Origin of the sequence: Cytobacillus sp. FSL R5-0569, from assembly GCF_038007265.1 — a bacterium.
In the GTDB taxonomy this organism is placed as follows: Bacteria; Bacillota; Bacilli; order Bacillales; family Cytobacillaceae; genus Cytobacillus; species Cytobacillus kochii.
The window spans coordinates 2,825,273-2,849,832 of record NZ_JBBOWW010000001.1 but is presented as its reverse complement, the minus strand read 5'-3'; the positions used below and the strand labels follow the sequence as shown (position 1 = coordinate 2,849,832).

Here is a 24,560-nt window from a genome sequence, read left to right as displayed (position 1 = left end):
CCATAGTAATATACCAGGAATCATGCATTCATTCTCCTTTCATCATTTATGTAATGATTATGTGGGGTTTGGGGAAATTAGAAGTGAACAAATGAGATTCACTTTGTAGAAGGAGACTTTCCCCATTTAATCGATACATAATAAAAGAAGCTTGAATTCTTAAGATGAAAGGAATACATAAGAAAATTCTTCCTCTTTTCCAAAGAAATAAGATATAATTTTCAGTACAGTAGTATAGTTATTGATACCGATAACGCCAATATAAAATCTTAAACTTGAGTAAGCATCACAGCTTACAGTGATGAAAGTGGTGAAAGGGTTGTCTAATGAAGTAAATAATGATGAAGAAAAACAGGAAGTAAAGGATAAGCCTAAGCTAATAAAAATGAAGTTATTCCCGTTTATTATGCTTGTATTCATCCTTGTTTTTGTTACAGCTGGAATCACCACATTAGCATTGTCTTTCGGTGATGAGAAGGCCGTAAATGTAGGAACGAATGAAAGAAGTGAATTTTCAAAGTTATATAAAGCCTATGATTCCTTGAACGAAAATTATTTCCAAGAAATTGATTCGGGTGAATTAATTAATGGAGCTATCAATGGGATGCTAGATTCTCTAGATGATCCATATTCTGATTATATGAATGAAGATGAAGCTGCTAATTTCCATCAAAGCATCTCCTCTTCTTTTGAAGGAATTGGCGCTGAAATTACAGAACAAGACGGACAAATTGTCATTGTTTCACCATTAAAAGGTTCACCTGCAGAAGATGCTGGTCTACAACCAAATGACCAAATTGTCTCTGTTGATGGCAAGAGCTTGCAAGGAATGAGTTCTTCAGAAGCAGTCCTATTAATAAGAGGCGAAAAAGGTTCCAAAGTAGAACTTGAAATTGCTCGTGGTGGTAACAGTGAACCGATGAATGTAACAATTACGAGAGATACAATTCCTCTTGAAACGGTATATGGCGAAATGTTAGAAGATGATATCGCCAAAGTTCAGATCACTTCTTTTTCTGAAAATACAGCGCAAGAACTCGTTGATGTATTAAATGATTTAGAGGAAAAAGGGATGAAGGGTCTAGTTTTAGATTTAAGACAAAACCCTGGCGGATTATTAGATCAAGCAATTGAAATTTCGAGCTTGTTTGTACCTGAAGGCGAAATTTTATTCCAAATTGAAGATCGTAATGGGAATAGGGAGGCCGTGCAAGCTCCTAATGGCAAGCAAATGGAGACGCCTCTAGTCGTAGTTATTGATGAAGGTAGTGCTAGTGCTTCTGAGATATTAGCAGCTGCCGTTCATGAATCAGCTGATGTAAGTCTAGTCGGTAAAAAGTCATTTGGTAAAGGAACTGTACAACGTGCTCAAGATTTTACTGACGGCTCAAATATGAAATTTACAACAGAAAAATGGTTAACGCCAGATGCAAATTGGATTCATGAAAAAGGTATTGAGCCTGATTATGAAGTTTCCTTGCCTGAATATGCTTCCTTGCCTTATATTAATCCTGAGAAACCATTAAAAAAATCGGAATCATCAAGTCAAATTAAGGCAGCACAGCAGATGTTAGAGGCACTGGAATATGAGCTTGTTAAAAATGATGGATTCTTTGATGAAGAGACAGAAGCTGCAGTGAAAGCATTCCAAAAGGATAATGAATTGGATGAAACTGGAGTCATTGAAGGTGAAACAACCGTGAAACTAATGGAAGCTTTACGTGAAAAGCTTCTAGAGAACGATACTCAAATCAAAAAAGCAATAGAAGTTTTAAAAGAAGAAATGAAAAAATAACTCATTCTAGCTTCTATACAACATGTGAAAATCGTTTAAGCGACCATAACCCTTTAATTTATAAGGGTTATGGTCGTTTCTTTTTTAATCAAAATCAACAATTGATATGCTTCTTTTTTTTGTGAGATGTTAGTTTTGACAGTTAATTTTAAGACTGAGAAAGAATATGATGAGTTTACGCTTAATTGAAAGACAAATTATGTGAAACGCCTCGCAAAAGAGGGTTTACTTGTCATTTAGATAACCCGAGATTAGCACTAAATAGAAAATAGCAAACGGAGGCTTTAGTTGTTGAGCTTTAGTGTAAATTTAAAATATTTATTTCGATTGACGAATTTATTTGAAAAAGACTGATGTTTTTTTAAAGGTTTTATGGTAAATTAGCAATATTCTAAAATTGTATTGAAGATGGAAAGAAGGATGTGTGATGTACGAAACGAGTGAATTAAGTAACGATAAGGAGGAAAGTAGAAGTAAGCGCCTCATGCTGGCCGTTATTCTCGGATTGTTATCTGCTTTTGGGCCACTATCCTTAGATATGTATCTTCCGGCATTACCTAATCTAGCAGATGATCTGCAAACAAGTGCATCCTATGCACAATTAAGCTTAACAGCATGTATGGTTGGTTTAGCTTTAGGACAAATTTTTGCCGGGCCAATTAGTGATATGGTTGGCCGTAAGCGCCCGTTAATATTTGGACTTATTTTATACTGTCTCATTTCAGTTGCCTGCATGGCCTCTCCAAACATTGAATTATTCATCATATTAAGGTTTATTCAGGGATTAGCCGGGGCTGTAGGAATTGTTATATCAAGAGCCGTAGTTCGAGATTTATACAGTGGTACACAATTAACTAAATTTTTTGCCACACTTAGTTTAATAAACGGGGCAGCCCCTATTTTAGCACCCGTTTTTGGTGGCCAACTATTAACGATTACCTCTTGGAGAGGAGTATTTTTTGTTTTAACATTAATCGGGTTTCTTAGCTTATTACTGGTTATCTTTTCATTACAAGAAAGCTTGTCTGTTGAGAAGAGGTTAAATGGAGGCGTTTTTGTTTCCTTTAGCCGTTTCGGAAAAATCGTAAAAGACCGTAAATTTATGGGATACGCTTTATCTCAAGGTTTTGTTGGTGCTGCAATGTTTGCTTATATTTCTGGATCTCCCTTTGTATTGCAAAACATTTATGGTCTTTCTCCGCAAATGTTTAGTGTTTGTTTTGCAATGAATGGAATTGGCATTATTTTAGGCAGTCAATTAACGGGAAAACTTTCAGAGCGAATACATGAGGGAACTTTATTACTCGGTGGATTGATGATTGCTTTAGTTGGAGGGGTTACATTACTTCTAAGTGAAATTTTTCATCTAGGTATTTGGGGTGTTCTTATTCCGTTATTTTTAGTTGTTTCTGCTGTTGGGGTTGTTAATACATCAACTTTTTCGTTGGCAATGGCTTCACAAGGCGAAAATGCTGGTAGTGCTTCAGCCTTAATTGGCTTAATGACGTTCTTGCTTGGTGGTATGGCTGCTCCGTTAGTTGGAATAGCTGGTGAATCTTCTTCATGGCCAATGGCATTTATTATTGCTAGTGCAGAAATCTTAGCTCTATTATCTTATTTGTTTCTAGTTAAAGGGCGGATTGTAAAAGAATCGAAAGGATAACCAACATGATTAAACGATTACAAGATTATTATAATCAGTTTCATCGCACGATATGGATTTTACTAGTTGGTACAATCTTATCTCGCGGGGCGGCATTTATGACGTTGCCTTTTTTATCTATATATTTAGTGAATCAGGACTATCCTTCGTTTTTAATTGGCCTCATTATCGGGATGGGTCCATTAATGTCGACAATAGGTGGTTTTATAGGGGGCCATTTATCTGACCAATTTGGAAGAAAGCCGATTATGCTTGTTGCATTAATTGGTACAGCAGCCGCTTATTTTGGCTTTGCTTTGTCCGCCTCAGCTCTTGCTTTTTTGCTACTCAATGCTTTACTTGGTTTGTGTAATTCCTTTTTTGAACCAACTGCACAAGCATTGATGGCCGATTTAACAAAAAAGGAACAAAGAATGAAAGTATTTTCCTTAAGATATGTCGCAATTAATATTGGGGCAGCTGTTGGCCCATTAATCGGGGCTGTATTAGCATTAACAAATGCGTCTCTCACTTTTTATATTACTGGTGGTATTTATTTAGCATATATGTTCATTTTATTGTTTACGATTCAGCGTGTTCCTCGTTTGGAGAATAAAGAAAATGTGACCTTACCTGTTGCCTTTCACATTGTAAGGAGGGATAGGTCGCTATTGTATTATATTCTAGGTGGTATTTTACTTGCGATAGGTTATTCGCAAATGGATTCAAACTTACCACAACACTTTGATAACCGATTGGAGAATGGAGTCGTCATTTATTCATTTCTTTTATCCATTAATGCCATCCTTGTAATTATATTACAATTACCTTTTGCAAAACTGATGGAAAAGGTTCGCCCTTTAAAATCTATGATTATTGGTTCGGCTCTTGTAGCTATTGGGTTATTCTTTTTTGCTATATCCACTCATTGGATAATGGCAGTTATCGGTGTAATCTTATTCACCTTTGGAGAGATATTATCGTTTCCAGCAAGTAGTATATTAATTGATCAATTAGCTTCAGAGGAATTACGTGGCACGTATTTTGGTGCTGCTCAGTTCAGGAATACAGGAAGTTTTATTGGTCCAATGATTGGTGGATACTTGATTGGTATCAGCGGGGGAACGATTGCCTTCTTTGTGATCGCCGTCATTTGTTTATGTAGTATTATTTTCTTTTCAGCAGGAATTAAAAAAGAAGTGATTGTGACAGTTGAAAAGAAATTAAGTTAAGCACCGAACAAACTAACAACACGCAATAATGGGTTGTTAGTTTGTTCTTTTTATATGAAAAAGCCCCCTTACGTTAGAAAGGAAAAAATGTAAAAAACTATTTCCTCTTTTTTAAAGTATAAAGTTGTTCATCTATCCCTACAATGAATGAATAAGGAAAAATAAGGAGGATGAACCGTGAGAAAATATGTCATCATTTTGTTAGCTTTACTATTAGCAGCATGTTCATCTGGCATATCTGAGAAAGATAACCGTCAAAAGGAGAAGGGAACAACATGGAACAATTCAGAACCAAAAACATTTTTACTTGTTGGTGTTGATTCTAGAGGAGAAACAGATTCAAGATCTGATACAATTATGTTAGCTCGGTATGAACCAAAAGAAGAAAGAGTTAAACTAGTCTCTATTATGCGTGATAGCTATGTAGAAATTCCGAATTATGAAAAAGGATACCATAAATTGAATCATGCCTATTTTTTAGGAGGAACGGAATTACTTTCACAAACAATCGAAGAAAATTTTCAAATAAATATTGATCATTCAGTTGTCATTGACTTTAAAGGATTTGCAAATATCCTAAATACTGTTGCTCCAAATGGACTGGAAGTTGATGTTCCTGCAGCAATGATTGAAGATATGAATATGAACATTGAGCCAGGTAAAAACTTTTTGAATGGTGAGCAACTATTAGATTACGTTCGATTTCGTCATGATGATGAATACGATTATGGAAGAGTAAAGCGACAACAGGAAGTGCTTGCTTTATTAAAGGAAGAACTAAAAAACCATATGACATCTATTGAAGGAATCGCCAAATCACCTGAAATGATGAAAATGATTATGGCAAATGTTGATACAGATTTACATATTGATCAGATGTTTGCGATGGCGACCTCTGTATTATTGAATCCAATAACAGATATAGAGACAATGCGGATTCCGGTAGACGATTCATTTGTTGACAAAAATTCTCCACATGCTGGCGCTGTGTTAGATATGGATTATGAAGAAAATATCTCCGCTCTCAGGCAGTTTTTCAAAGAGAAGAATGTCACGGAGGTCAATGGGCGACCGTAATATTTGTGCCATTCTCTTCTATCCTTTACAATGGTTCAATGAAAGAGGTGGTTTCCATGAGGCAGATTGTTCAAATGAATGATAATATGAAGAAGGAGGTCGTTCAGGTCGAACAAACTTGTGAAATGTTAATCGCTGAAATGCTAAGACATTACAAACAACATGAACACTTGGTGATTGAATTCATTCGCTGTAAAAAAGGAAAAGAAGCACAACATGATCAATGTTTAGAAAGCGACTACCAATCTTTTATTGAAGTAGGATTAGAAGAAGAGGATGAATATTTCCCACATGGTTATATTCCCGTATGGAAATGTAAGCAAGAAGAGTTCCAAAAAATAGGTTATATCACCGACGATACGTATGAAATAATAAAAAACAAACTCAGTAATATGATTGAAGAGACAATTGCAGAATAGACTTTAAGGGGAAAAAATAAACATGAGTACAGAGATCTATATATTAGCTGGATTTTTAGGGAGTGGAAAGACAACACTGTTAAAGCAGTTGCTACAGGATGAAAAAGAGAACGGTAGAAAAGTGGCTGTTTTAATGAATGAATTAGGAAAAGTATCAATTGATTCAGATGCAATAGATGAGGACATTCCATTAAAAGAATTATTGGATGGCTGCATTTGTTGTACCATTCAAGACAAATTAGAAGGACAGTTACAAGGTTTATTAACGCTTGAAAAACCAGATGTCATCTATATCGAAGCGACAGGAGCAGCACATCCAGTGGAAGTCTTAGATGCTGTGCTTTCACCACTTTTTGCTAACTCAATTGTCCCTAAAGGTATTATTTCAATCCTTGATAGTGCAAGATGGCTACACAGAAAAGAATTGACACCGCAAGTGCTACAGCTTTTAGTTGAACAAATTAGACATGCAGATTGCCTACTTGTTAATAAAATTGACTTGTTATCTGAAGATGAACAAGCAAATGTCATCCAAGAAGTTCAAAGTATTAATTCGACAGCTTTTACATTGTTAACAAAAAATGCAAAAGTACCAATTAAACGAATAAGAGAATTGTCCTTACTGCCGAAAGAAAAACAATCTAGCAGCAGGATTGGCACAGATTTACATTTGAGCACCTTTGTTTATCAATTTAAAGGAGCTGTAGATCGATCTGCTTTTGAGGATTTTTTGAGGGAATTACCTGACACGCTCTATCGAATGAAGGGATATATTAAGTTCTCATCTTTAGCCTATCCACAGCTTTTCCAATTTTCATACGGGATGCCTGTATATTTTCAAGAAGATATGAATATTCCTTTAAACATGGTATTCATCGGAGAAAATATTGATTGGGATAAAATCGAAAGCGGACTACAATCTCTAGAAAAACCAAAAGAATAAATTGATTAAAAATAAACTGAGTAGGATTTTGTTCTTACTCAGTTTTTTTGTGGAATACAGTCCAAGCCTTTAGCTGTTAACAAGTCGAGAGGTGTAATTCTAGAAGCTACTCTGTTATTGTTTTTCATATGGACAAATCCATCCAAAAGTTACTATACATATAAATGCTCATCTTTAGGCAAACTTTACGATGAAACCTAATAAAGAAGAGTGATAAAAGATGAAAAAGTTGAGCATTGTCTCCCTGTTTTTAATGCTTTATTTAGTGTCCCCTATAAAGATGTATAGTATGGTGGATGATGAAATTGGATTACCTATCCAGATGTTGCCTTGGAAAGAAGCGAAAGAACATTTACCGAAGTTTAAGAAGTTTACTGTGCTAGATGTCGATACTGGTAAGCGATTTGATGTCCAACGAAGAGCTGGTAGTGAGCATGCAGATGTTCAACCATTAACGAAAGAAGATACAAAGACAATGAAGGAAATTTATAATGGAAAATGGAGTTGGAAGCGAAGAGCAATTATCGTCATTAGTGATGGAGAATGGATTGCTGCTTCCATGCACGGGATGCCACACGGGGCAGGTGCTTTATCGAATAATTTTCCAGGTCATTTTTGTATTCATTTTTTTGGTAGTACGACACATCGTACCAATTCAATGGATTTATCTCATAAATTGATGATTCTCAAAGCTGCAGGTAAACTTGATGAGTATATGGCAATATCTGATCCGGAAAAAGTATCAGCTGCCTTTATAGCAGGCTTGAAACAACAAGATGCTTATCTCCTGTCTCTTGTCGCATTAAACAAGATAGATGACAAAGCGATTCGTTCGATTGAAAATGTAAAGTTAACTTCAATTGGTCACTTAGAGAAAGGAAATACTGCATTAGTAGTTAATCTTCCCATTCAAGTGGATTGGTATATAAAGAATAAAGGCAAGAAGAGCTATCGGGGTTCCATTCGTTTAGTAAGATTCTCTCCACTTGATCCATGGCAGGTCGATGCTAAGAATTTTTTGTTGAAAAATCGCATTTGATTTTAAATGAGATAGGGAAATAACAAGATAAAAAAAGCGTTCTTAATCGTATCGATTTTGAACGCTTTCTTCATTACTACACCCTTATTTTTTATTGGTTTTCTCCAAACTTAATAAAAGTTTTTTCATCTTCTATTAGGCCACATGCACCGCATTGAATTCTTACTGTTGGACCATTATATTTTAAATGGAAAGCAGTTAAATTTTCTGCTGCGTATTCTTCCAGTACAGAGCCTGATTGTGGATCAAGCTTAACTGAACGCGGATGTTGTTCAATAATATTAAAGCGTGAACGATTAGTTTTACATGATGGACAGCAATATGGTGTAGTCATAGACTAGCCCCTTCCTATTAATGAATTACTTTTATTTTTAACGTTCAATTGAAATTTATGTATGAATCAAGTAGATTCAATATGAGAGGAGTGAATTAAAATGAATAGTAAGGATCTTTTACAAAGCTACCGTTCATTATGGAAAAATAGAGCACTGGCAACAGATGAAGAAAATCCGGATATTGTGTTAATGATAGCAATAGAAAAAGAATTAAGAGATGAAAATGCTCACCCACGAGTAAGAAGAGATAAACAAAAAAAGTTAATTGCTGCGATTAAAAGAATTATTGACTCCTCACTTTCTTCTGATATGAAAGTCGCACTCATTGATATACATTTTGAAATTTTCGATACAATCGATTGAAGGTTTTCACACTTTTAACACAACCATCCGGTATCCTTGACTTATAAAAACATTAAAACTGGGGAGAAACTTTATATGCGTTATTACAAGGCGTTCATATTTTTCTTACTGATTTCTTCTTTCTTAACTGGTTGTAGACAAGAAGAATTCACTAATATACCAGCTGAGCGGGATATTGCGATAACAGTAAATATTAAGGAGATGAGCCTATCATTTATAGACATACAGGCGCAAAAAAACATTGGTTCATGGAAGGTCAATAAAGCATACACAGGAGGAAGTGTACTATCAGATGGCGACACTCTGTTACTGTATGGTGAAAAGTTAAACACCATTGATCTTTATTCATTATCTAAAGGGGAACTGATTCATCAGTGGACAATTGGTGAGGGTGTTGTAGATGTTGAGGAACTAAGACCTGATACAATAGTTGCTTTAGATGAAAGAAAAAATAGCGTCCGTTTTTTTAATAGTAATGGAGAAGAAACGAGTCATATTGATATTTTTGATCGACCACTCGAGATGAAACATGATGAAGCTCGGGATGAACTCATCATTATAGGGTTTGATGAAAATCTTCTTACAAGTATTGATTTGGAAAGAATGGAAATAAAAGAAAACTATGAAATACATACACATGCAACAGGTTTGTTCCCATTAGATAACGAAATATGGGTTGGTGGACATGGTGAAGGATTAGATATTGAAAAATATGTACATGTTTATGATAGAGAGACCGGAAAAGCATTAAGAAAAATTAGTGTTCCTTCGATGCCAGTCGATTTTACCAAAGCTGATGAGGCGATATTTGTTGTGAGCCATGGAACCAATTTGCTGTATAAGTTAAATGAGGCTGGTGAAGTAATAGGTGAAATGAGCGTAACAGCCAACCCTTTCACAATTGAAACCTTTAGCGATATAGTATTAGTCGCAGGGTATGATAGCTCTGAGTTACAATTTATCGATTCAGAAACAATAAAACTGAAAGGATCAGTAGAAGTAGGCGAAGGTCCGTTTCAAATTTTGCTTAGGGAGAACGAGGATTCATGAGAAAAGTAACTATATTAATTATTGATGATGAACCAGATATGAGAACATTGATTGAGATGTATTTGGAGAATTCGGGATTTAAATGCTATACAGCTGAGAGTGGTGAAGAGGGCTACATGAAATTGAAGGAAGCTGAAATTGATTTAGTCATTTTAGATATTATGATGCCAAATGAAGATGGATATGAAGTTTGTCAAAAAATACGTACTAATTCAGATATTCCAATCATTTTTCTTTCAGCAAAAGGAGAAGAATGGGATAAAGTGAAGGGGCTACAATTAGGCGGTGACGATTATATTGTTAAACCACTTAGTCCAGGAGAGCTTGTTGCTAGAATACATGCAGTCCTTCGGAGATCTGGAAAAGTGAAACAAGAATCAGAGCAAATAAAGATAGGAAAGTTATCTATAGATAAAAAAGCGCGGAGAGTCCTTGTCGAAGAGGAAAAAATATCTTTAACATTAAAAGAGTTTGAAATGCTTTCTTATTTAATTCAACATGTTAACCAGGCTCTTTCAAGGGAGCAGCTCCTTGAACATGTGTGGGGAATTGAATATGATGGTAGCCTACGAACGGTTGATACCCATATTAAAACATTAAGGATGAAATTAGGTATAGCAGATTACATTCAAACCGTATGGGGGGTAGGTTATAAACTAGAGGTACCAGACAAATGAAGTACCTTACCGACACATTAGCCAAAAAGTTATGGTTAACGGTGACGATAGCGATACTTATCACAATTGTTTATTCCTATATCTTATCTTATCTGTTTTATGAGAAATTATATGTCGAAAATGTAGAAGATACATTATTAGAAGAAGGATTAGCCTTAGCGTCTGATTACAAAGGTGGAGAAATAAGTACAGACTTAAAGGAAAAAGTAGCTTGGTACAATGATAAATCAGAAACCGATATTATCATGGTAGATAATCCTAGGGAATTGAGCGCATGCTTTCCATTTGAAATGAAATATGATTCGCTCATTAACGGAGAAGAACGAGAGCAATTATTAAAAGGAAATCCAATTTACAAAACGGGTTTTGAAGAAAGATTTGATACTCGTATTATGGGTGTCATTATCCCGTTATTAGATGATAATCGTCTCGCTGGTATTATATATGTTTATTTACCGTTAGAGAAAATTTCTGATATTACACAGGATTTCGCTTATCTTTGGATGCTCGCCGCGTTCATCTTTCTTCTATTCGCCATTATGACAGGTACTTTCCTCATTAAAAGAATGACTAGCCCGTTAATGGAAATGAAGTTAGCAGCTGAACAAGTGTCTAGAGGGAATTACAATGTGCAACTATCGACAAATCAACAAGATGAAATTGGTGAACTGGCTAGTGCTTTTAATTCAATGGCCACATCTATTCAAAAAGAAGATGATAGAAAGAGAGAATTTCTTGCTAATGTGTCTCATGAATTAAGAACACCGATTAGTTATGTCAAAGGATATAGTGATGCACTAAAGTCAGGTCTTGTAACAAATGAAGAAGATCACGAAAAATACCTTGCACTCATTTATCGGGAAGCAACTCGGATGGAGAGACTTGTCGGTGATTTATTAGATTTGTCAAAACTTGAAACTGATGACTATCGTTTGGTGAAGGCGCCAATACCCCTAGCCCAGCTTTTGGAAGATGTCGTGCAAAAGTATAGTCCGCGAATTAAAAGAAAAGGCTTATCTATAGAAGTAGATCTTGATCCTGATATCATTATTATTGCAGATGAAGGAAGAATCGAACAAATTATGCAAAATATTTTTGATAACGCGATTAGATATACTGATGAGGGCACATTACTACTTGATCTTTTCCAAACAGAAGATGGCTGTTGTATCCAATTGGAAGACTCTGGGATTGGGATACCTGAAGAAGACTTAGATAAAATCCGGCAAAGATTTTACCGAGTGAATAAAGCAAGGACAAGAGCTGATGGAGGTACAGGGCTTGGGTTAGCTATTGTGGAAAAACTCGTACATTTACATGAAGGGCGCTTGCTTATTCAAAGTGAATACAATATTGGGACAACGATACAAATTATACTTCCGATGGTAAATGATCATTAATTTTTAAAGGCTACTCTTTCTATAAGAAGAAGAGTGGCCTTCTATATAGAAGGATAGGGATGTATTTCCCTTCCTCTTCAATAGGCAAATGAAAATAGGTTTTTATGCTACAAACCGCCTTATATCAAGGTTTTTAGGCTTTGATATCATTTCATTATAGTTGCATAATAATTATCACGAATGTTACCTTCATGTAATAAACGTAAAAGAGAAAAAGGCTTTTTTAAGTTGTCAAGTATAGTATTCTAGTATATAAATGGAAACACGATAGTGTCATTACCAATTAATGATAAAAAAACCTATTCTCTAAAAATCAAACAAACCTACTAATCATAACGTTTTTTCTTTCTATTTTTAGATAGAACCATACAAGAATAATTCATTGCTATTTCCTCCCAAAAATATTACAAAAAAACCTATGATATGATTATGTCACAGCAAGAAACAACAAAAAACATCCATTAGGGAGGAAATAGATTATGAGTAAGAAAGTTATTTTTTCAGTAGCGGCAGCAGCTGCATTACTAGTATCAGCACCAGGTTTAAACAAGGCAGAAGCGGCAGAGCCAGCTCAAGTAAAAGTAGATACAAAGGCTTTTGTCTATCAAACTTCTAATATGTTAAACCAAGATTATATTAATAAAGTGATGCAAGATTGCATCGGTAAATATAATGTAAATTGGAATCAAGAGGATATTCAAAATATCTTAAGTCAAGCGAAAGAAAAAGCACAAGCAGCATTAGAACAAGGTAAAGCGCATGCAGCACAACCAGAGCAAGCGGAACAGCCAGCTGAAGAAGCAGCACAACCGGAAAAACAACCTGCTAAAGAAGCAGCACAACCGGAAAAACAACCAGCTGAAGAAGTAGCACAACCAGAAAAACAACCAGCTGAAGAAGCAGCACAACCAGAAAAACAACCAGAGCAAGAAGTAACTGAAGAAGAACAAGCACCATCAGAAGAAGCTTCATCTGAAGTTAGTGCATATGAACAACAAGTACTTGATTTAACAAATAAAGAGCGTGCAAATGCTGGTCTTCCTGCATTAAAACTTGATGTGGAGCTTAGTAAGGTAGCGCGTGAAAAATCTCGTGATATGCAAGCAAAAGGGTATTTCGATCATAACAGCCCAACATATGGTTCTCCATTTGATATGATGAAACAATTTGGTATTTCTTATACTTCAGCAGGTGAAAACATTGCCCAAGGTCAACAAACACCAGAAGAAGTAGTACAAGCTTGGATGAATAGCCAAGGTCACCGTGAAAACATTCTTAACTCTAGCTATACTCACCTTGGAGTAGGTTATGTTGAGAACGGTAATTACTGGACTCAAATGTTCATCGGTAAATAATCATCGGATAAATATGCTTAAATTATCCTTCAAGATGAGCAACACCTGTATCATATGATGCAGACGTTGCTCATCTTTTTCTTATTCCTCTATAAAACAAATGCATATTCAGACTTTATGATTTGACTTATTGTAGCAAAGTAAGGTTTATTCATGAATGTTTACCAATATAGTTTGTGTTTGTGTACATGAATTTGATGGATACCAAATTTAAATTTTACAACCATCTGATTACAACTATATACCTGACGGCTTACTCATCCAATTCTGATTAAATTTCCAAATCGTTCTAATTAAATGATATAATGGATAAATAAAGAGTAATTAAACAACGGAGTGAATGGTTTGAAGGATTTTTTATTTAATAATGAGCATCGATTTGGTGAATCGCTTCCCGAACAAATTGCCAAATACATATTAACGAAAATCATGGAAGGTTCTTATATTCCTGGAGATAAAATTGTGGAAGAGAAAATAGCAGAAGAGCTAAAAACGAGTAGAGCACCTGTGAGAGAAGCATTATATTTACTTCAAGTAGACAATATTGTCGAGCGTATTCATCGAAAAGGGACAGTTGTAAAATCCTTTACGACAGAAGATATTAAAGAATATACACATGTCATGGTTGGACTCATTCAAATGGCACTAGATATGACTTTGCATCAATGGCATGATGAAACGAAAGATACGTTAAAATTAAAACTCAATGCAGTGGAAGAAGCTTTCCTTGCAGGTGATCTCATTGGTTATCAAATGAAGTCCACGGGTTTAACTACGTTCTTTTTTGAAGTGGCGAATAATAAAGCACTATCTAAATTTTATTATGAATCTGTTTATATATTAACAGTGTTTGCCCAAGTGAAATGGACAACGAATACGATGAATCGTTTTCATCCAAAAATGAAATTAATCACCAAGAATCTAATGGAAAATAAAATTACTGAAGCGAAGGATATAGTTCCAGCTCTTTTATTAGAAACGTTAGAATAAGGATGCCACTTTTTGGGCATCCTATTATAGCAAACAAAATTGTCGACAATATACAATTTTAGTAGTATGATTATTTTGTATGAGACAAAAGGGAGGAATATGAGATGAATTTCACAAACAAAGTAGTTCTAATTACAGGTGCCGCAGGTGGTATTGGAATAGCAGCAGCTAAAGCTTTTGCTAAAGAAGGTGCCAAGCTCGCACTAGTAGATTTATCTAAAGAAGCATTAGAAAAGGCTGCTGCTTCTATTGATGCTGAGGAGATTTTATTGTTATCAGCTGATGTAACAAAAGAAGAAGATGTAAAGAAATATGTTGAAGATACACAACAAGCATTTGGTCGTATCGATACATTTATAAATAACGCTGGAATCAATGGCGATTTTGCCATCTTAGATGAGCAAACAAAGAAAAATTTTGATGCAGTATTTGGTGTAAATGTTTACGGTGCGTTTTTAGGATTAAAATATGTTTTACCTGTGATGAAAGCTCAAAAAGGTGGGGCAATCGTTAATACGGCTTCAAACGGCGGTTTATTAGGTGCACCAGGTATGGGACTTTATGTTGCATCTAAACATGCGGTAATAGGGTTAAATAAAACGGCTGCATTAGAAGCGGCAGATTATGGTGTTAGAGTCAATGCAGTAGCACCATCTGGTGTAGATACACAAATGATGAGATCCATTGAAGCAAACGCCATGCCTGAACAAACAGAGAATGCACGTACACAATTTGAAAGCTCTGTACCAATGAAAAGATATGCAACAGCTGAGGAAATTGCTGATCTAATGGTATTTTTATCATCAGAAAAAGCTTCATTTATTTCAGGTTCATATTATCGTATCGATGGTGGACAAGGTGCTACATCGGTTTAATTTGTAAATAAACTTACGCGAAAGCATATCATCACGAGTGGTGTTACAGTGATTGGCTATGTAGATGTCAAGGCATGCAGTGAAAAATGTGCAAACGTTGTCATTGCTGATATGAGCGTAAAGATGGGTAAAGCTTACTTACGGTTCAATCTGTAACAGTTGACGGTGGATATACTGTTACTTAAATAACATATACGGTGAAAAGGTCTTTGTATTATTTATGGCTTTTTCACCGTTTTTTTATTATGACTATTCCCTCATGTGAATTTCTGCCGCTGCACGAATACCTGACTCGATTGCTCCTTCAATCCAACCAGGGAATAAGGATGTATGCTCCCCAGCAAAATGAAGTTTGCCTGAGGGTTTACTTACCTCCTCACCGAAATGTTTTTGTTGACCTGGTGCATATAACGTGAAACAACCTGCAGAAAATGAATTTCTGCTCCAATTAAATGTAAAGGTTCTAAGGTATTCTTTATAGACAATATTGCCATATACTTCACTTAAGCATTTCAAGACTTCCCTCGTAATATCTGATTGTGACAAACTATTCCATAATAAAGCGTCACTGCCCCAACTATAGCTTGCAAGTAAAACCGCTGGTGCATCATTATTTACTCTACTTGGAATATAGCTAAAACGAATCGGTAAATCAGTTATGACATGACCAAAGTTGTACCTTTCCCAAAAAGGGCTACTAAACTCAATTCCAATTTTCATAGAAGAAATGTTTTGCAATTCTCTAATTGCCTGCCATTTTTTTTGACTAATGCTATTTTTGGGTAGTAAATCTATAAATTGAAGTGTAGTAAACGGTAAGGTAATAAGACAATAATCGCCTGTATACGTTTTAAATGTATGTTGATATGTATCATGTACGTATATATTTACTTTATTACTACTTTGTTTGATTCTTTCTATTTTTTGATTGTAAAATAGGTTCGATGCTAATTCCATTTGAAAGGAATAGGGAAGTTGATCATTCCCACCTCTTATTTCAAAATATTGGATATCAGGTTGAAAGAGTGGGGAGAGAACACTAGATAAAATCGACATAAATGATAATTCTTGAAACCCTTCAATACCTAAGAGAATACTAATTAATCTGATCGCATTTGAAGATAAAGGCGTTGCTAAAGGGTTAAACTTTAAAAAATCGACCATTGAATATTTGTCGTATTCTGAGATCATTTTTTTCTTTTCTTCTTCTGTACTATTATTATAGAGAGTGATAAATGGCTCTACGGCATCTTGTAATAGTGTAAAGGCTGTCTTTCCTTGCTCATTTTTATTTAAATGAAAATCAAGTAAGTTTGGATTTTCTTCGTATTGTTTTCTTGAAATCTTCCTATTATTAATATAAATAATATCGTTTGGATGACTATTAATAAAACGGGATAATGGCAATTGAAACTTTTCTATATATTGTAATACGAGTTTATGTGTATGAGGAATTCTCATCGCACCCATATCAAGATAATTTCCATTTGTAAAAGGGGACCTAAGCGTGTAGATTCTACCCCCTATACGGTTATTCCCTTCTAGAACAGTGACAGTATGACCCGCTTGTTTAAGGAGTGAGGCTGAAACTAATCCAGCCATGCCTGCACCTGCAATTAAGACTTTCTTCTTTCTTTTTTTTATATTTGGTAATCCATTTTTGATGATTGAAAGCATGTCGTTAGGGTATTCAGGTAGTAACATAATATTCCCCTCCTAACTAATGGTCATCGACATGTATTTCAGATAATTGCCGGTCAATCAACTTATAAAGTTGGATTTCTAAAATGGCATCTTGGTAGTCTGCTTTAGCGCCTTTTTTATTTACAAGAGTCGGTAATGTAATAAGTGTTTGGTCACTGTCTTTTGGAATATGTTCGAGAATGAGTTGATTGGTTGTATGATACATTTTTAATTGCTTTAACCATTCTCGTTTTTGGATTTCTATTCGCACAAAAACATATTTATGTGTCTCCAAGACACGAAATCTTAATTTACTTTGTGATGGACTATTTTCTGTTGTATGTTGAGTTTCTTCTTGTTTTTGCTCGTTTGAATATTGAAGGTCATTCGGAAAGACTTTTCCGAGCATCCCTTGTACATACTCATTGACTTCTTTTTGGTTTAATTTTTCGAATTTGGACTTCATTTCTTTATTAAATGGGAATTGATTCCAAGGGAACATACACTTTTCACCCTTCCAAAAAAAGAGATGATCTTTCCGATGATGATAATCGCCTATTCATTAATTTATGCAACATTTCTATTTTCGTTAAAAAAACATCAATTCAAAACACTTGCAACATTACTTTATAGTGATTAGTATTAAAATTAAATAATAATTTTAAAAATTCTAACTAAAAGGGGTTGTTTTGTGAATACAAAGACAGCGTTAATTACTGGTGGGTCAACCGGTATCGGTAGCAGTATTGCTTGGAAAGTAGCAGAGCAAAATGTAAATGTGATTATTAATTATAGACATAGTGAACAAAAAGCAATTGAACTTTGTGAGGCCCTTACTAACAAATATGGGACAAAAAATATTGCAATTAAAGCAGATATTACGAATGAAGATGAATGTAATCATCTCATACAGCAATCATTAGCGAAAACAGATTCAATTGATATCTTGATACATAACGCGGGCCCATATATTCATGAAAAAAAGAAAATGATTGAATACTCTTTAGATGAATGGTCTTATTTAATAAATGGAAATCTACAAGCTTTATTTATATTAGGAAAAGCCATCATTCCACTCATGAGAAAGGGGAAGTGGGGGAGAATCATAACAATAGGTTTTGATCGCGCTGAAACTGCCCCAGGATGGATGTATCGTTCGGCTTTTGCTGCAGCAAAATCAGGTGTAGTCTCATTAACAAAGACGCTTGCCTTAGAAGAAGCAGAAAATGGCATAACAGTAAATATGGTTTGTCCAGGGGATATTATTGGCAAGTGGAAAGAGAGTGATATAGACGATGCCTGTACAGTAAAAGATGATCGAACTCCTGTCGGGCGCCCTGGCACAGGGGAGGATGTGGCGAGGGTGATTGCTTTTCTTATTGAACCTGCATCTAGTTTTATCACGGGTAGTGTCATTCCCATAACTGGAGCAAAAGATGTGTTAGGAAAAAACCTTCATCAATAAGCATGTCTCCGATTCTTATCACATATATTGTTAAAAAGACTGTGGGAGAGATGAGGATGGCTTATCAAGGTTCAAAAGGCTGGTATATTGCAAAACTAAAAGAATTTGGTGTTAATAGACATCCAATAGAGTTACGGAAATTAGAACTTTACAAGACCTATGAAGTCAGAAAAATTTATCAACAGGTTTTAGCGAATAAAAAACAAGGGTAGCTATTAAGCTCCCTTGTTTTTTAAGCTTCTTTTAGATGAGTTGTATCTTCCACTGTAAGTCCTTCTCTAAGCATATGAAGAGAATAAAGATCTTTAGGAATTTCAAATAAATCATAAATCTGGCCAGTTTCATTTATTTTATCATACAAACTTTTACGTGATTCATTGGCATAAATGGCATAAGGTAGTTTCTGGGCAGCTTTTAATGAACGAATATTTTCTTTTTTTATGCGCATAAAAATAGTTTCAATATTTAAATCATAAAAAAGTTCATTAAAGAAAGCATCTTTGGCTAATTGATTATAACCTTTACCATGATAAGGTTTACCAATCCATGTGCCAAGAAAACCAGCTTGGTTTTCAATGTCATATAAGCTAATTGTGCCAATTGGATTATTCCATTCATCTGTAATGGTACGAGAGATGAGCTTTTCTTGTTCCTCAGCTTCGAGCGTTTGTTTCGTAATAAATAACAGTTCTTCATAAGATTGAGCTTTATGACGCACAAAAGGGAAGACATCGGGGTGCGTCATCAATTCGAATAAAACTTGACAATCATTTAGGTCACGTTTTTTCAGCATTGGTTATCCCTCCACGTGAGAGTAAACCTACTCCATGCCAAAAAGACAGAAAAGGCCCACCCTCGAAATTTTTTGTAATGTAACTAAAAAATTTCGGGGTGGGAATCGAACCCACTAGAACCAGTAAACTGGTGGCGCACCATTTGCCTTCCCAATATCCAAAAACAAAAGATATTATCGACTAAAAATATTATTTTATGAAAGTATAATACTAAAAAAATAGCAAAAAGGGAATAGATTTTTTACCTTATTTTTAAGATTATTTTTCGCCAAATTTCTCCATTTTTTGCATACAGGATTCTAATGGTAAAATTGCAAAAAGGAACCAGTAAATGAGAAGGTGAAAAAGGTACCATACATTGAGGTGAAGAGAGGTAGGGACATAGAAAACAGTTTATTGATTGGAGATAAATGGTGAAGAAACCTTATCATCATTTAGACAAAGATAGGAGACGGAAATTCTAATTTGAAGATAAATCGCCTCCTTATCATTTTATTTATCCACCGCATTTGTATATGCCCAATTGCCTGAGACCATTGTCCATTTTGGTTTTGCTAGAAAATGAAAAGGATGATGGCTCCAGAGTACAAGATCAGCTTCTTTCCCTTCTTCAATGCTTCCAACGATATGATCGATTTTTAAGTTTTTAGCGGCAGCGATCGTTATTCCCTCCAATGCTTTTTGTTCGGATAAACCTTCTCGAACAGCAATACTTGCGCAAATGTTTAAGTATTGAATAGGTGTATAAGGATGATCGGTAGTAATTGAAACGGAGACACCTGCTTGATCGAGGATTTTATAAGTGTCCCACGTCTTGTTTTTTAACTCTACTTTTGATCGTCTTGTTAATGTTGGTCCAACGCTCACTTGTAGATTCTTTCCTAAATAAGGAGTAATTAAATGACCCTCTGTACAATGTTCAATTCGAATATCTAAATGAAATTCTTTAGCAAATCGTAGTGCAGTTAAAATATCGTCTGCTCTATGGGCATGGATTCGTACAGGTATTTCTTGTGTAAGTGCTTTAATAATAGGGGATGTGCGCAGGTTTACTTCATTTGGATTAGCATGAACATTATAAAAAGCTTCTCTTAACATCCCCATAATGCCCATTCTAGTAATTGAATGTTCATTGCTATGACTATGAACCTTTTTAGGGTTTTCTCCAAGAGCAATTTTTAATCCAGCAGTTTCTTTAACAAGCATTTCTTCAACACTATTGCCGTACGTTTTCAAGATGGATGTGGTGCCACCAATAATATTCGCACTGCCTGGCATTACGTGAACAGTAGTTATCCCAGCTTTAAGTGCATCACGAAAAGCAGGATCAAAAGGGTGGATGCCATCGATTGCCCGAATATGAGGTGTTAATGGCTGTGTTGTCTCATTCGCATCATTACCAGCCCAACCAGTCCCCTCGTCATATAATCCAATATGTGTATGCACATCAATAAAACCAGGTAACAGAAAACCATGAGAACAATCAACGACTTGTGCATGCAAATCTTGAATATCTTTTCCGATCTTTTTCACTATACGATTTTTTATTAATACATCTCCGTGGAAAGGCTTTGAAGTAATGGGATAGACAATGGCATTTTTAAAAAGTATCGTCGACATCAGCATCCAGTCCTTTTTCTAATAAAATTCATCCTTAGCAAATACACTGTTAAAGTGACAAAAAAGTGAGTAGAAATCAAGAACCTACTCATGAGAATAAATTAAAAAATGCCTGCCATTTGCATAAATAGGATTGTTAATCCTAAAATCCAAACATAAACGGCAAATATCTTTAGTGATTTTCTTTTTAGAAAATTAATCATCCAAACAACGGCAATATAACCGAAAATGGCTGATGCAAGTGTGGCAATTAACATACTGCCAAAGCTAATAGCTTCAATATGACCAGCATATATTTCTCCAAATTGCAGTACAATGCCTCCTGCTATGGTCGGTATAGATAGTAAAAATGAAAAGTATGCAGCTGTTTCTCGATCAAGTTTACGGATGAGCCCTGCAGCGATTGTTAAACCTGATCTTGAAATAGCAGGGAATATCGCAATTGCTTGAAAACTACCAATAAATAATGCATCACTATAGCTAATATCTTTCATTTTTTTCGCACCATTTTTAATACTATCTGAGAACCAAAGAATGATTCCGGTAATAATAAATTCCCAGCCAATGGTGACGCCGGTTTTTGAGATCGACTCAAATAGATCATTAAATAATAAACCAACAAAAACAGCAGGAATCGTACCAATGACAAGCAGCATAGATAACTTTCCGAATGGATTTTTTATGATTTCTAGTAACTCATTTTTATAAACAACAAGGACAGCTAATAGTGTACCAATATGGAGCATAGTATCTAAAAATAATCCTGCTTCATCAAGACCAAATAAATGTCTTCCAAGATACAAATGCCCAGTGCTTGAAATAGGAAGAAATTCTGTTATACCTTGAATGATTCCAAGAATAAATGCTTCAATTTTTGACATCATATAAATCACCTATTTGTTTATTTTTTTCCTAGTAGTAAAATAAGGGGAACTCACGATCAACTTGTTTTCTCTCTCGTTTTTTATAAATGTATTCAAGTTGTCCAATAGAAGAACCGAAATTTGAAAATAAAAACTTTGAAACTTTTTATAATAATCTTCGTAAAATAGGTATATAGTACAAGAAGGAATAAGAGAAAGGGGAAAACAACAATGAAAGATTCACAAACAGACAGAATACTTGCTGCGGGCATTTATATTATTAGTTTCTTTACTGTATTTATAGGACCACTTGTTATTTGGCTCATAAAGAAAGATAGCTCAAAGCTTGTAGACTATCATGGTAGACAGTATTTTAACTTCCTCATTACTTACTTTGTTTATGGAATCATTAGTACGATCTTGATGTTAGTGCTTATTGGTTATTTATTAGGAGCCATATTTGGCATTGCATTTATCGTATTTACCATTATTGCAGCCGTTAAGGCGTTTGAAGGGGAAGAGTATCGCATCCCGTTTATCATCCGTATCCTCTAATAATTATGTAAGTATAAAAGACCAAAAAGAAAACGCGAATAATAATTCGTGTTTTCTTTTTGGTCTTTTTATTAAAAGCCGGATTATTGGCTCATAGAATAATATATTTACCAATAAGGAACAAAGTAAATGATTCCTTCATTCATAAAGGAATGCTTATTCGGGGATTCTTTGATTTAAGTAGGTTTGGGTATCAATGATAGGGTAGCTGATGTATAGAGATAATAAAGCCGTTTAATTTTGAAATAATAAACAAATGCCTTACTACGATTTATTGTAATAAGGATTTTTTAAAGTTGTTTAATTTTGTATCAATATAATTATTCTTATCTTCGAATTTGATATTGAAGTTATTTCCCTTTGGACAAAAAAAGCTTCTCTACATGATAGAAAGAAAAAAAGCGAAAACCTGAAGGAATCTGCAAAAGGGGATTAACGAGATTAGATACATTTCCACTCGTATCTTTTTATTGGTTTGTTAATAATTCGGGTTCTCATAATAATGTCCTAAATCTTCCAATTATAGTTATCCCAAACTCCAAAAATAAGGGTGGCATTTATTATAAAAAGGAGTAAGAAGATGAATATTAACATTAGAAATAACTGCATTAACTTATGGAGCATATCGTTCCATTATGCGTGTTCGTATAACAAGGTACAAAGGAAAAAATAACTTTATTGGACGGAACAGCAATAAATATGAATGATGTACTTCTTAAATCCACCTACTTAATGTAGAATTACTAAGGCAGATACCATGAGGGAGCTTAGGAATTATATAGGAATATACTTAGATTTTCCTTGCCATCTAAGGTACCAAGTAGAATATCTTTGATGGTTATATTTGGATAGGTATCTTGAAGTTTTTTAAGAATCCATTCTTCATCCCTGCCTAATTGATGCAATTGTTTACAATTAATCGTTCCCTCTTTTATAACGGTATTTGGAAAATAAAAAGGTTTGACTGGTTTGCTAAATGTGACGGCTGTTAAAGGCAAATGTTCCGTCTTCAGAAAGATGGAAACCTTGCCACCATGCTCCCATAAGGCAAGAGCGACTTTTTGGATTTCTTCAATATTCTTCATTCGCAATTCGGTCTGCAGTTCATCAAGTGAAATTCGGGCACGTTTCATATTACGGTTATTAATCATTCCATTTTCTATTAATGGAATCGGATCGGTGATAAACCACTTTCTAAAATGTCTAAAATGCAAACTTAGGTAGATTCCGATTATATACAAGATTAAAATAACACTCATTGTAATCATCGACCCTTCCAGACCTAACCCTTCATCTGACAGCGGATGGGCAATAATATTTCCAATAATCAGCACGATAACAAAATCGAGAAGTCCTACTTGGGAAAGGGAACGCTGACCCATTAATTTGACAAGTATGACGAAAAACACAAATCCAACAATTGCCCGGAGCATCCATTGGACAATAGTTAAGGATTCCTGCGAAGTAAAAAATTCCATAATCTTACACACCCTTTAAACAGAATTAAAAAAGAAGACTTATCTTGATCAGCCTGTATTCATAAGATAAGAAAATATATATTTTGGACAAAGTTAACTGGTTTTAGCAGTGCCGTGTACGGCACGAAAGCTGAAGTAAGACTTCTCAAACCTCATGACTCTATAAGGGGGTATCGACTCGAGCGAAGTTTCCCCTGTATTTCCTTTTCTCCCTCATTCTTTATACTATTATTTTCCAATTAATAAAATTTATTACTATAAATTGATTCCAACGGTTAGTTATTCTTTTATCTGAAACAGTGACAAGAAAAAAGATCGACTTTAATGACGATCTTCTGATTCATTCGTATTCAATTAACCTGCCCCGTTTGTTAAACAAGAAAAAAAGAACGCTCCAGCAATCCTCATCTTTAACTCTTGCATCTATTTTGTCGAATGAGAGGAAAGTCCTCTCCCGATAAGGTTTGCAGAAACCGGTTTCCTTCCCAATTCTCTTGCCCAAATTGATAATTGTCCTATATGGTGAATTTCGTGAGCAATGGCATGGCGCATAACTTCACCCCAAGTATCTGTTACAATTCTTCCATCTGGTAGGGTATCGTAAAATAATTGATTTTCCATACTTGCATCCCAGTTGTTCACAAAGTTCTCTACTTCCATATGAAATTCTGCGTCCAATTTTCGAACCTTGTCCAAGCTGTTATAATAATCAAAACTCTCCTGAAAGTCCGCTTTTCCCTGTAATAGCCGTATCCAGCTCCACTCGACATCAACAATATGGAAAAGTGTATGTAATATACTGCCCATACCACCAGTTCGATTTTGCAAAAGCTCTTCCTCACTTAAATCTTCACACCAGTTATACCAATCTTTTCGTATCATCCAGTTATATTTAAAAAGTGTTTGCAAT

General features: G+C 35.0%; 25 protein-coding genes. 17 read left to right on the top strand and 8 right to left on the bottom strand.

Annotation, left to right across the window (positions count from 1 at the left end; all coding sequences use genetic code 11):
- The first annotated feature begins 301 nt into the window (after positions 1–301).
- The 7 genes from MKX78_RS14430 to MKX78_RS14400 all read left to right on the top strand — a co-directional run bounded on the left by MKX78_RS14430 (position 302) and on the right by MKX78_RS14400 (position 8,147).
- Positions 302–1,795 carry a lmo1851 family serine protease gene (locus tag MKX78_RS14430; RefSeq protein WP_341051451.1) on the top strand — a complete coding sequence of 498 codons (1,494 nt, stop codon included), beginning with the start codon at positions 302–304 and terminating at the stop codon, positions 1,793–1,795.
- A gap of 427 nt (positions 1,796–2,222) precedes the next feature.
- Positions 2,223–3,458 (top strand): multidrug effflux MFS transporter, encoded by a 1,236-nt coding sequence (locus MKX78_RS14425; RefSeq protein ID WP_341051450.1) that lies wholly within the window; start codon positions 2,223–2,225, stop codon positions 3,456–3,458.
- 5 nt (positions 3,459–3,463) lie between these two features.
- Positions 3,464–4,669 carry an MDR family MFS transporter gene (locus MKX78_RS14420; RefSeq protein ID WP_281202380.1) on the top strand — a complete coding sequence of 402 codons (1,206 nt, stop codon included), beginning with the start codon at positions 3,464–3,466 and terminating at the stop codon, positions 4,667–4,669.
- A 177-nt stretch (positions 4,670–4,846) separates the two neighbouring features.
- Positions 4,847–5,746 carry an LCP family protein gene (locus MKX78_RS14415; protein ID WP_322909517.1) on the top strand — a complete coding sequence of 300 codons (900 nt, stop codon included), beginning with the start codon at positions 4,847–4,849 and terminating at the stop codon, positions 5,744–5,746.
- Between the two features lie 56 nt (positions 5,747–5,802).
- Positions 5,803–6,165, top strand: coding sequence for a hypothetical protein (locus MKX78_RS14410; protein ID WP_307313291.1), 363 nt, complete (start codon positions 5,803–5,805; stop codon positions 6,163–6,165).
- A 22-nt stretch (positions 6,166–6,187) separates the two neighbouring features.
- Positions 6,188–7,108, top strand: a complete 921-nt coding sequence (locus tag MKX78_RS14405; protein WP_341051447.1) for a CobW family GTP-binding protein — start codon at positions 6,188–6,190, stop codon at positions 7,106–7,108.
- Positions 7,109–7,328: 220 nt separating this feature from the next.
- Positions 7,329–8,147, top strand: coding sequence for a hypothetical protein (locus MKX78_RS14400; protein WP_322909516.1), 819 nt, complete (start codon positions 7,329–7,331; stop codon positions 8,145–8,147).
- Between the two features lie 91 nt (positions 8,148–8,238).
- On the opposite strand, the gene MKX78_RS14395 is transcribed toward MKX78_RS14400, so the two are convergent.
- The gene (locus tag MKX78_RS14395) at positions 8,239–8,481 is read right to left on the bottom strand and encodes a DNA alkylation repair protein (protein ID WP_095372909.1); all 243 of its coding nucleotides are present in this window, start codon (positions 8,479–8,481) and stop codon (positions 8,239–8,241) included.
- A 100-nt stretch (positions 8,482–8,581) separates the two neighbouring features.
- Between MKX78_RS14395 and MKX78_RS14390 the strand changes: the two genes are divergently transcribed.
- The 7 genes from MKX78_RS14390 (at position 8,582) to MKX78_RS14360 (ending at position 15,192) form a co-directional block, all read left to right on the top strand.
- Positions 8,582–8,845, top strand: a complete 264-nt coding sequence (locus tag MKX78_RS14390) for a hypothetical protein (protein WP_307313298.1) — start codon at positions 8,582–8,584, stop codon at positions 8,843–8,845.
- Between the two features lie 75 nt (positions 8,846–8,920).
- Positions 8,921–9,895, top strand: a complete 975-nt coding sequence (locus tag MKX78_RS14385; RefSeq protein ID WP_341051445.1) for a YncE family protein — start codon at positions 8,921–8,923, stop codon at positions 9,893–9,895.
- Positions 9,892–10,572, top strand: a complete 681-nt coding sequence (locus MKX78_RS14380; protein WP_341051443.1) for a response regulator transcription factor — start codon at positions 9,892–9,894, stop codon at positions 10,570–10,572. The genes MKX78_RS14385 and MKX78_RS14380 overlap by 4 nt, the downstream gene beginning before the upstream one ends.
- Entirely contained in the window at positions 10,569–11,972 is a 1,404-nt protein-coding gene (locus MKX78_RS14375; RefSeq protein ID WP_095372913.1) for a sensor histidine kinase, read from the top strand. The genes MKX78_RS14380 and MKX78_RS14375 overlap by 4 nt, the downstream gene beginning before the upstream one ends.
- Positions 11,973–12,451: 479 nt before the next feature.
- The gene (locus MKX78_RS14370) at positions 12,452–13,327 is read left to right on the top strand and encodes a CAP domain-containing protein (protein WP_322909511.1); all 876 of its coding nucleotides are present in this window, start codon (positions 12,452–12,454) and stop codon (positions 13,325–13,327) included.
- A gap of 345 nt (positions 13,328–13,672) precedes the next feature.
- Entirely contained in the window at positions 13,673–14,317 is a 645-nt protein-coding gene (locus tag MKX78_RS14365; protein ID WP_341051442.1) for a GntR family transcriptional regulator, read from the top strand.
- 104 nt (positions 14,318–14,421) lie between these two features.
- A complete protein-coding gene (locus tag MKX78_RS14360) occupies positions 14,422–15,192 on the top strand; it encodes an SDR family NAD(P)-dependent oxidoreductase (protein WP_095372916.1) in 771 nt (256 codons plus the stop codon).
- A 249-nt stretch (positions 15,193–15,441) separates the two neighbouring features.
- On the opposite strand, the gene MKX78_RS14355 is transcribed toward MKX78_RS14360, so the two are convergent.
- Entirely contained in the window at positions 15,442–16,896 is a 1,455-nt protein-coding gene (locus MKX78_RS14355; RefSeq protein ID WP_095372917.1) for a flavin monoamine oxidase family protein, read from the bottom strand.
- Positions 16,897–16,912: 16 nt separating this feature from the next.
- Entirely contained in the window at positions 16,913–17,377 is a 465-nt protein-coding gene (locus MKX78_RS14350) for an Hsp20/alpha crystallin family protein (RefSeq protein WP_307313313.1), read from the bottom strand.
- Positions 17,378–17,566: 189 nt separating this feature from the next.
- Here MKX78_RS14350 and MKX78_RS14345 point away from each other — a divergent pair, with 189 nt between their 5' ends.
- Both MKX78_RS14345 and MKX78_RS14340 read left to right on the top strand, forming a co-directional pair.
- Positions 17,567–18,340: an SDR family oxidoreductase gene (locus MKX78_RS14345; RefSeq protein WP_095372919.1), complete on the top strand. Its 774-nt coding sequence runs from the start codon at positions 17,567–17,569 to the stop codon at positions 18,338–18,340.
- Positions 18,341–18,396: 56 nt separating this feature from the next.
- Entirely contained in the window at positions 18,397–18,552 is a 156-nt protein-coding gene (locus MKX78_RS14340) for a DUF2639 domain-containing protein (RefSeq protein ID WP_095372920.1), read from the top strand.
- A gap of 20 nt (positions 18,553–18,572) precedes the next feature.
- Here the strand turns inward: MKX78_RS14340 and MKX78_RS14335 are convergent, their stop codons facing one another.
- The 3 genes from MKX78_RS14335 to MKX78_RS14325 all read right to left on the bottom strand — a co-directional run bounded on the left by MKX78_RS14335 (position 18,573) and on the right by MKX78_RS14325 (position 21,635).
- Positions 18,573–19,133: a GNAT family N-acetyltransferase gene (locus MKX78_RS14335; RefSeq protein WP_095372921.1), complete on the bottom strand. Its 561-nt coding sequence runs from the start codon at positions 19,131–19,133 to the stop codon at positions 18,573–18,575.
- A gap of 493 nt (positions 19,134–19,626) precedes the next feature.
- The gene (locus MKX78_RS14330) at positions 19,627–20,754 is read right to left on the bottom strand and encodes an amidohydrolase (protein ID WP_095372922.1); all 1,128 of its coding nucleotides are present in this window, start codon (positions 20,752–20,754) and stop codon (positions 19,627–19,629) included.
- A gap of 101 nt (positions 20,755–20,855) precedes the next feature.
- Positions 20,856–21,635: an undecaprenyl-diphosphate phosphatase gene (locus MKX78_RS14325; RefSeq protein ID WP_095372923.1), complete on the bottom strand. Its 780-nt coding sequence runs from the start codon at positions 21,633–21,635 to the stop codon at positions 20,856–20,858.
- A gap of 213 nt (positions 21,636–21,848) precedes the next feature.
- On the opposite strand from MKX78_RS14325, the gene MKX78_RS14320 reads away from it, so the two are divergent.
- Entirely contained in the window at positions 21,849–22,172 is a 324-nt protein-coding gene (locus tag MKX78_RS14320) for a DUF4870 domain-containing protein (protein WP_095372924.1), read from the top strand.
- A gap of 767 nt (positions 22,173–22,939) precedes the next feature.
- Here the strand turns inward: MKX78_RS14320 and MKX78_RS14315 are convergent.
- Both MKX78_RS14315 and MKX78_RS14310 read right to left on the bottom strand, forming a co-directional pair.
- A complete protein-coding gene (locus MKX78_RS14315) occupies positions 22,940–23,650 on the bottom strand; it encodes a DUF421 domain-containing protein (RefSeq protein ID WP_340975298.1) in 711 nt (236 codons plus the stop codon).
- Between the two features lie 423 nt (positions 23,651–24,073).
- A complete protein-coding gene (locus tag MKX78_RS14310; protein WP_095372926.1) occupies positions 24,074–24,559 on the bottom strand; it encodes a DinB family protein in 486 nt (161 codons plus the stop codon).
- Position 24,560 lies beyond the last annotated feature (1 nt).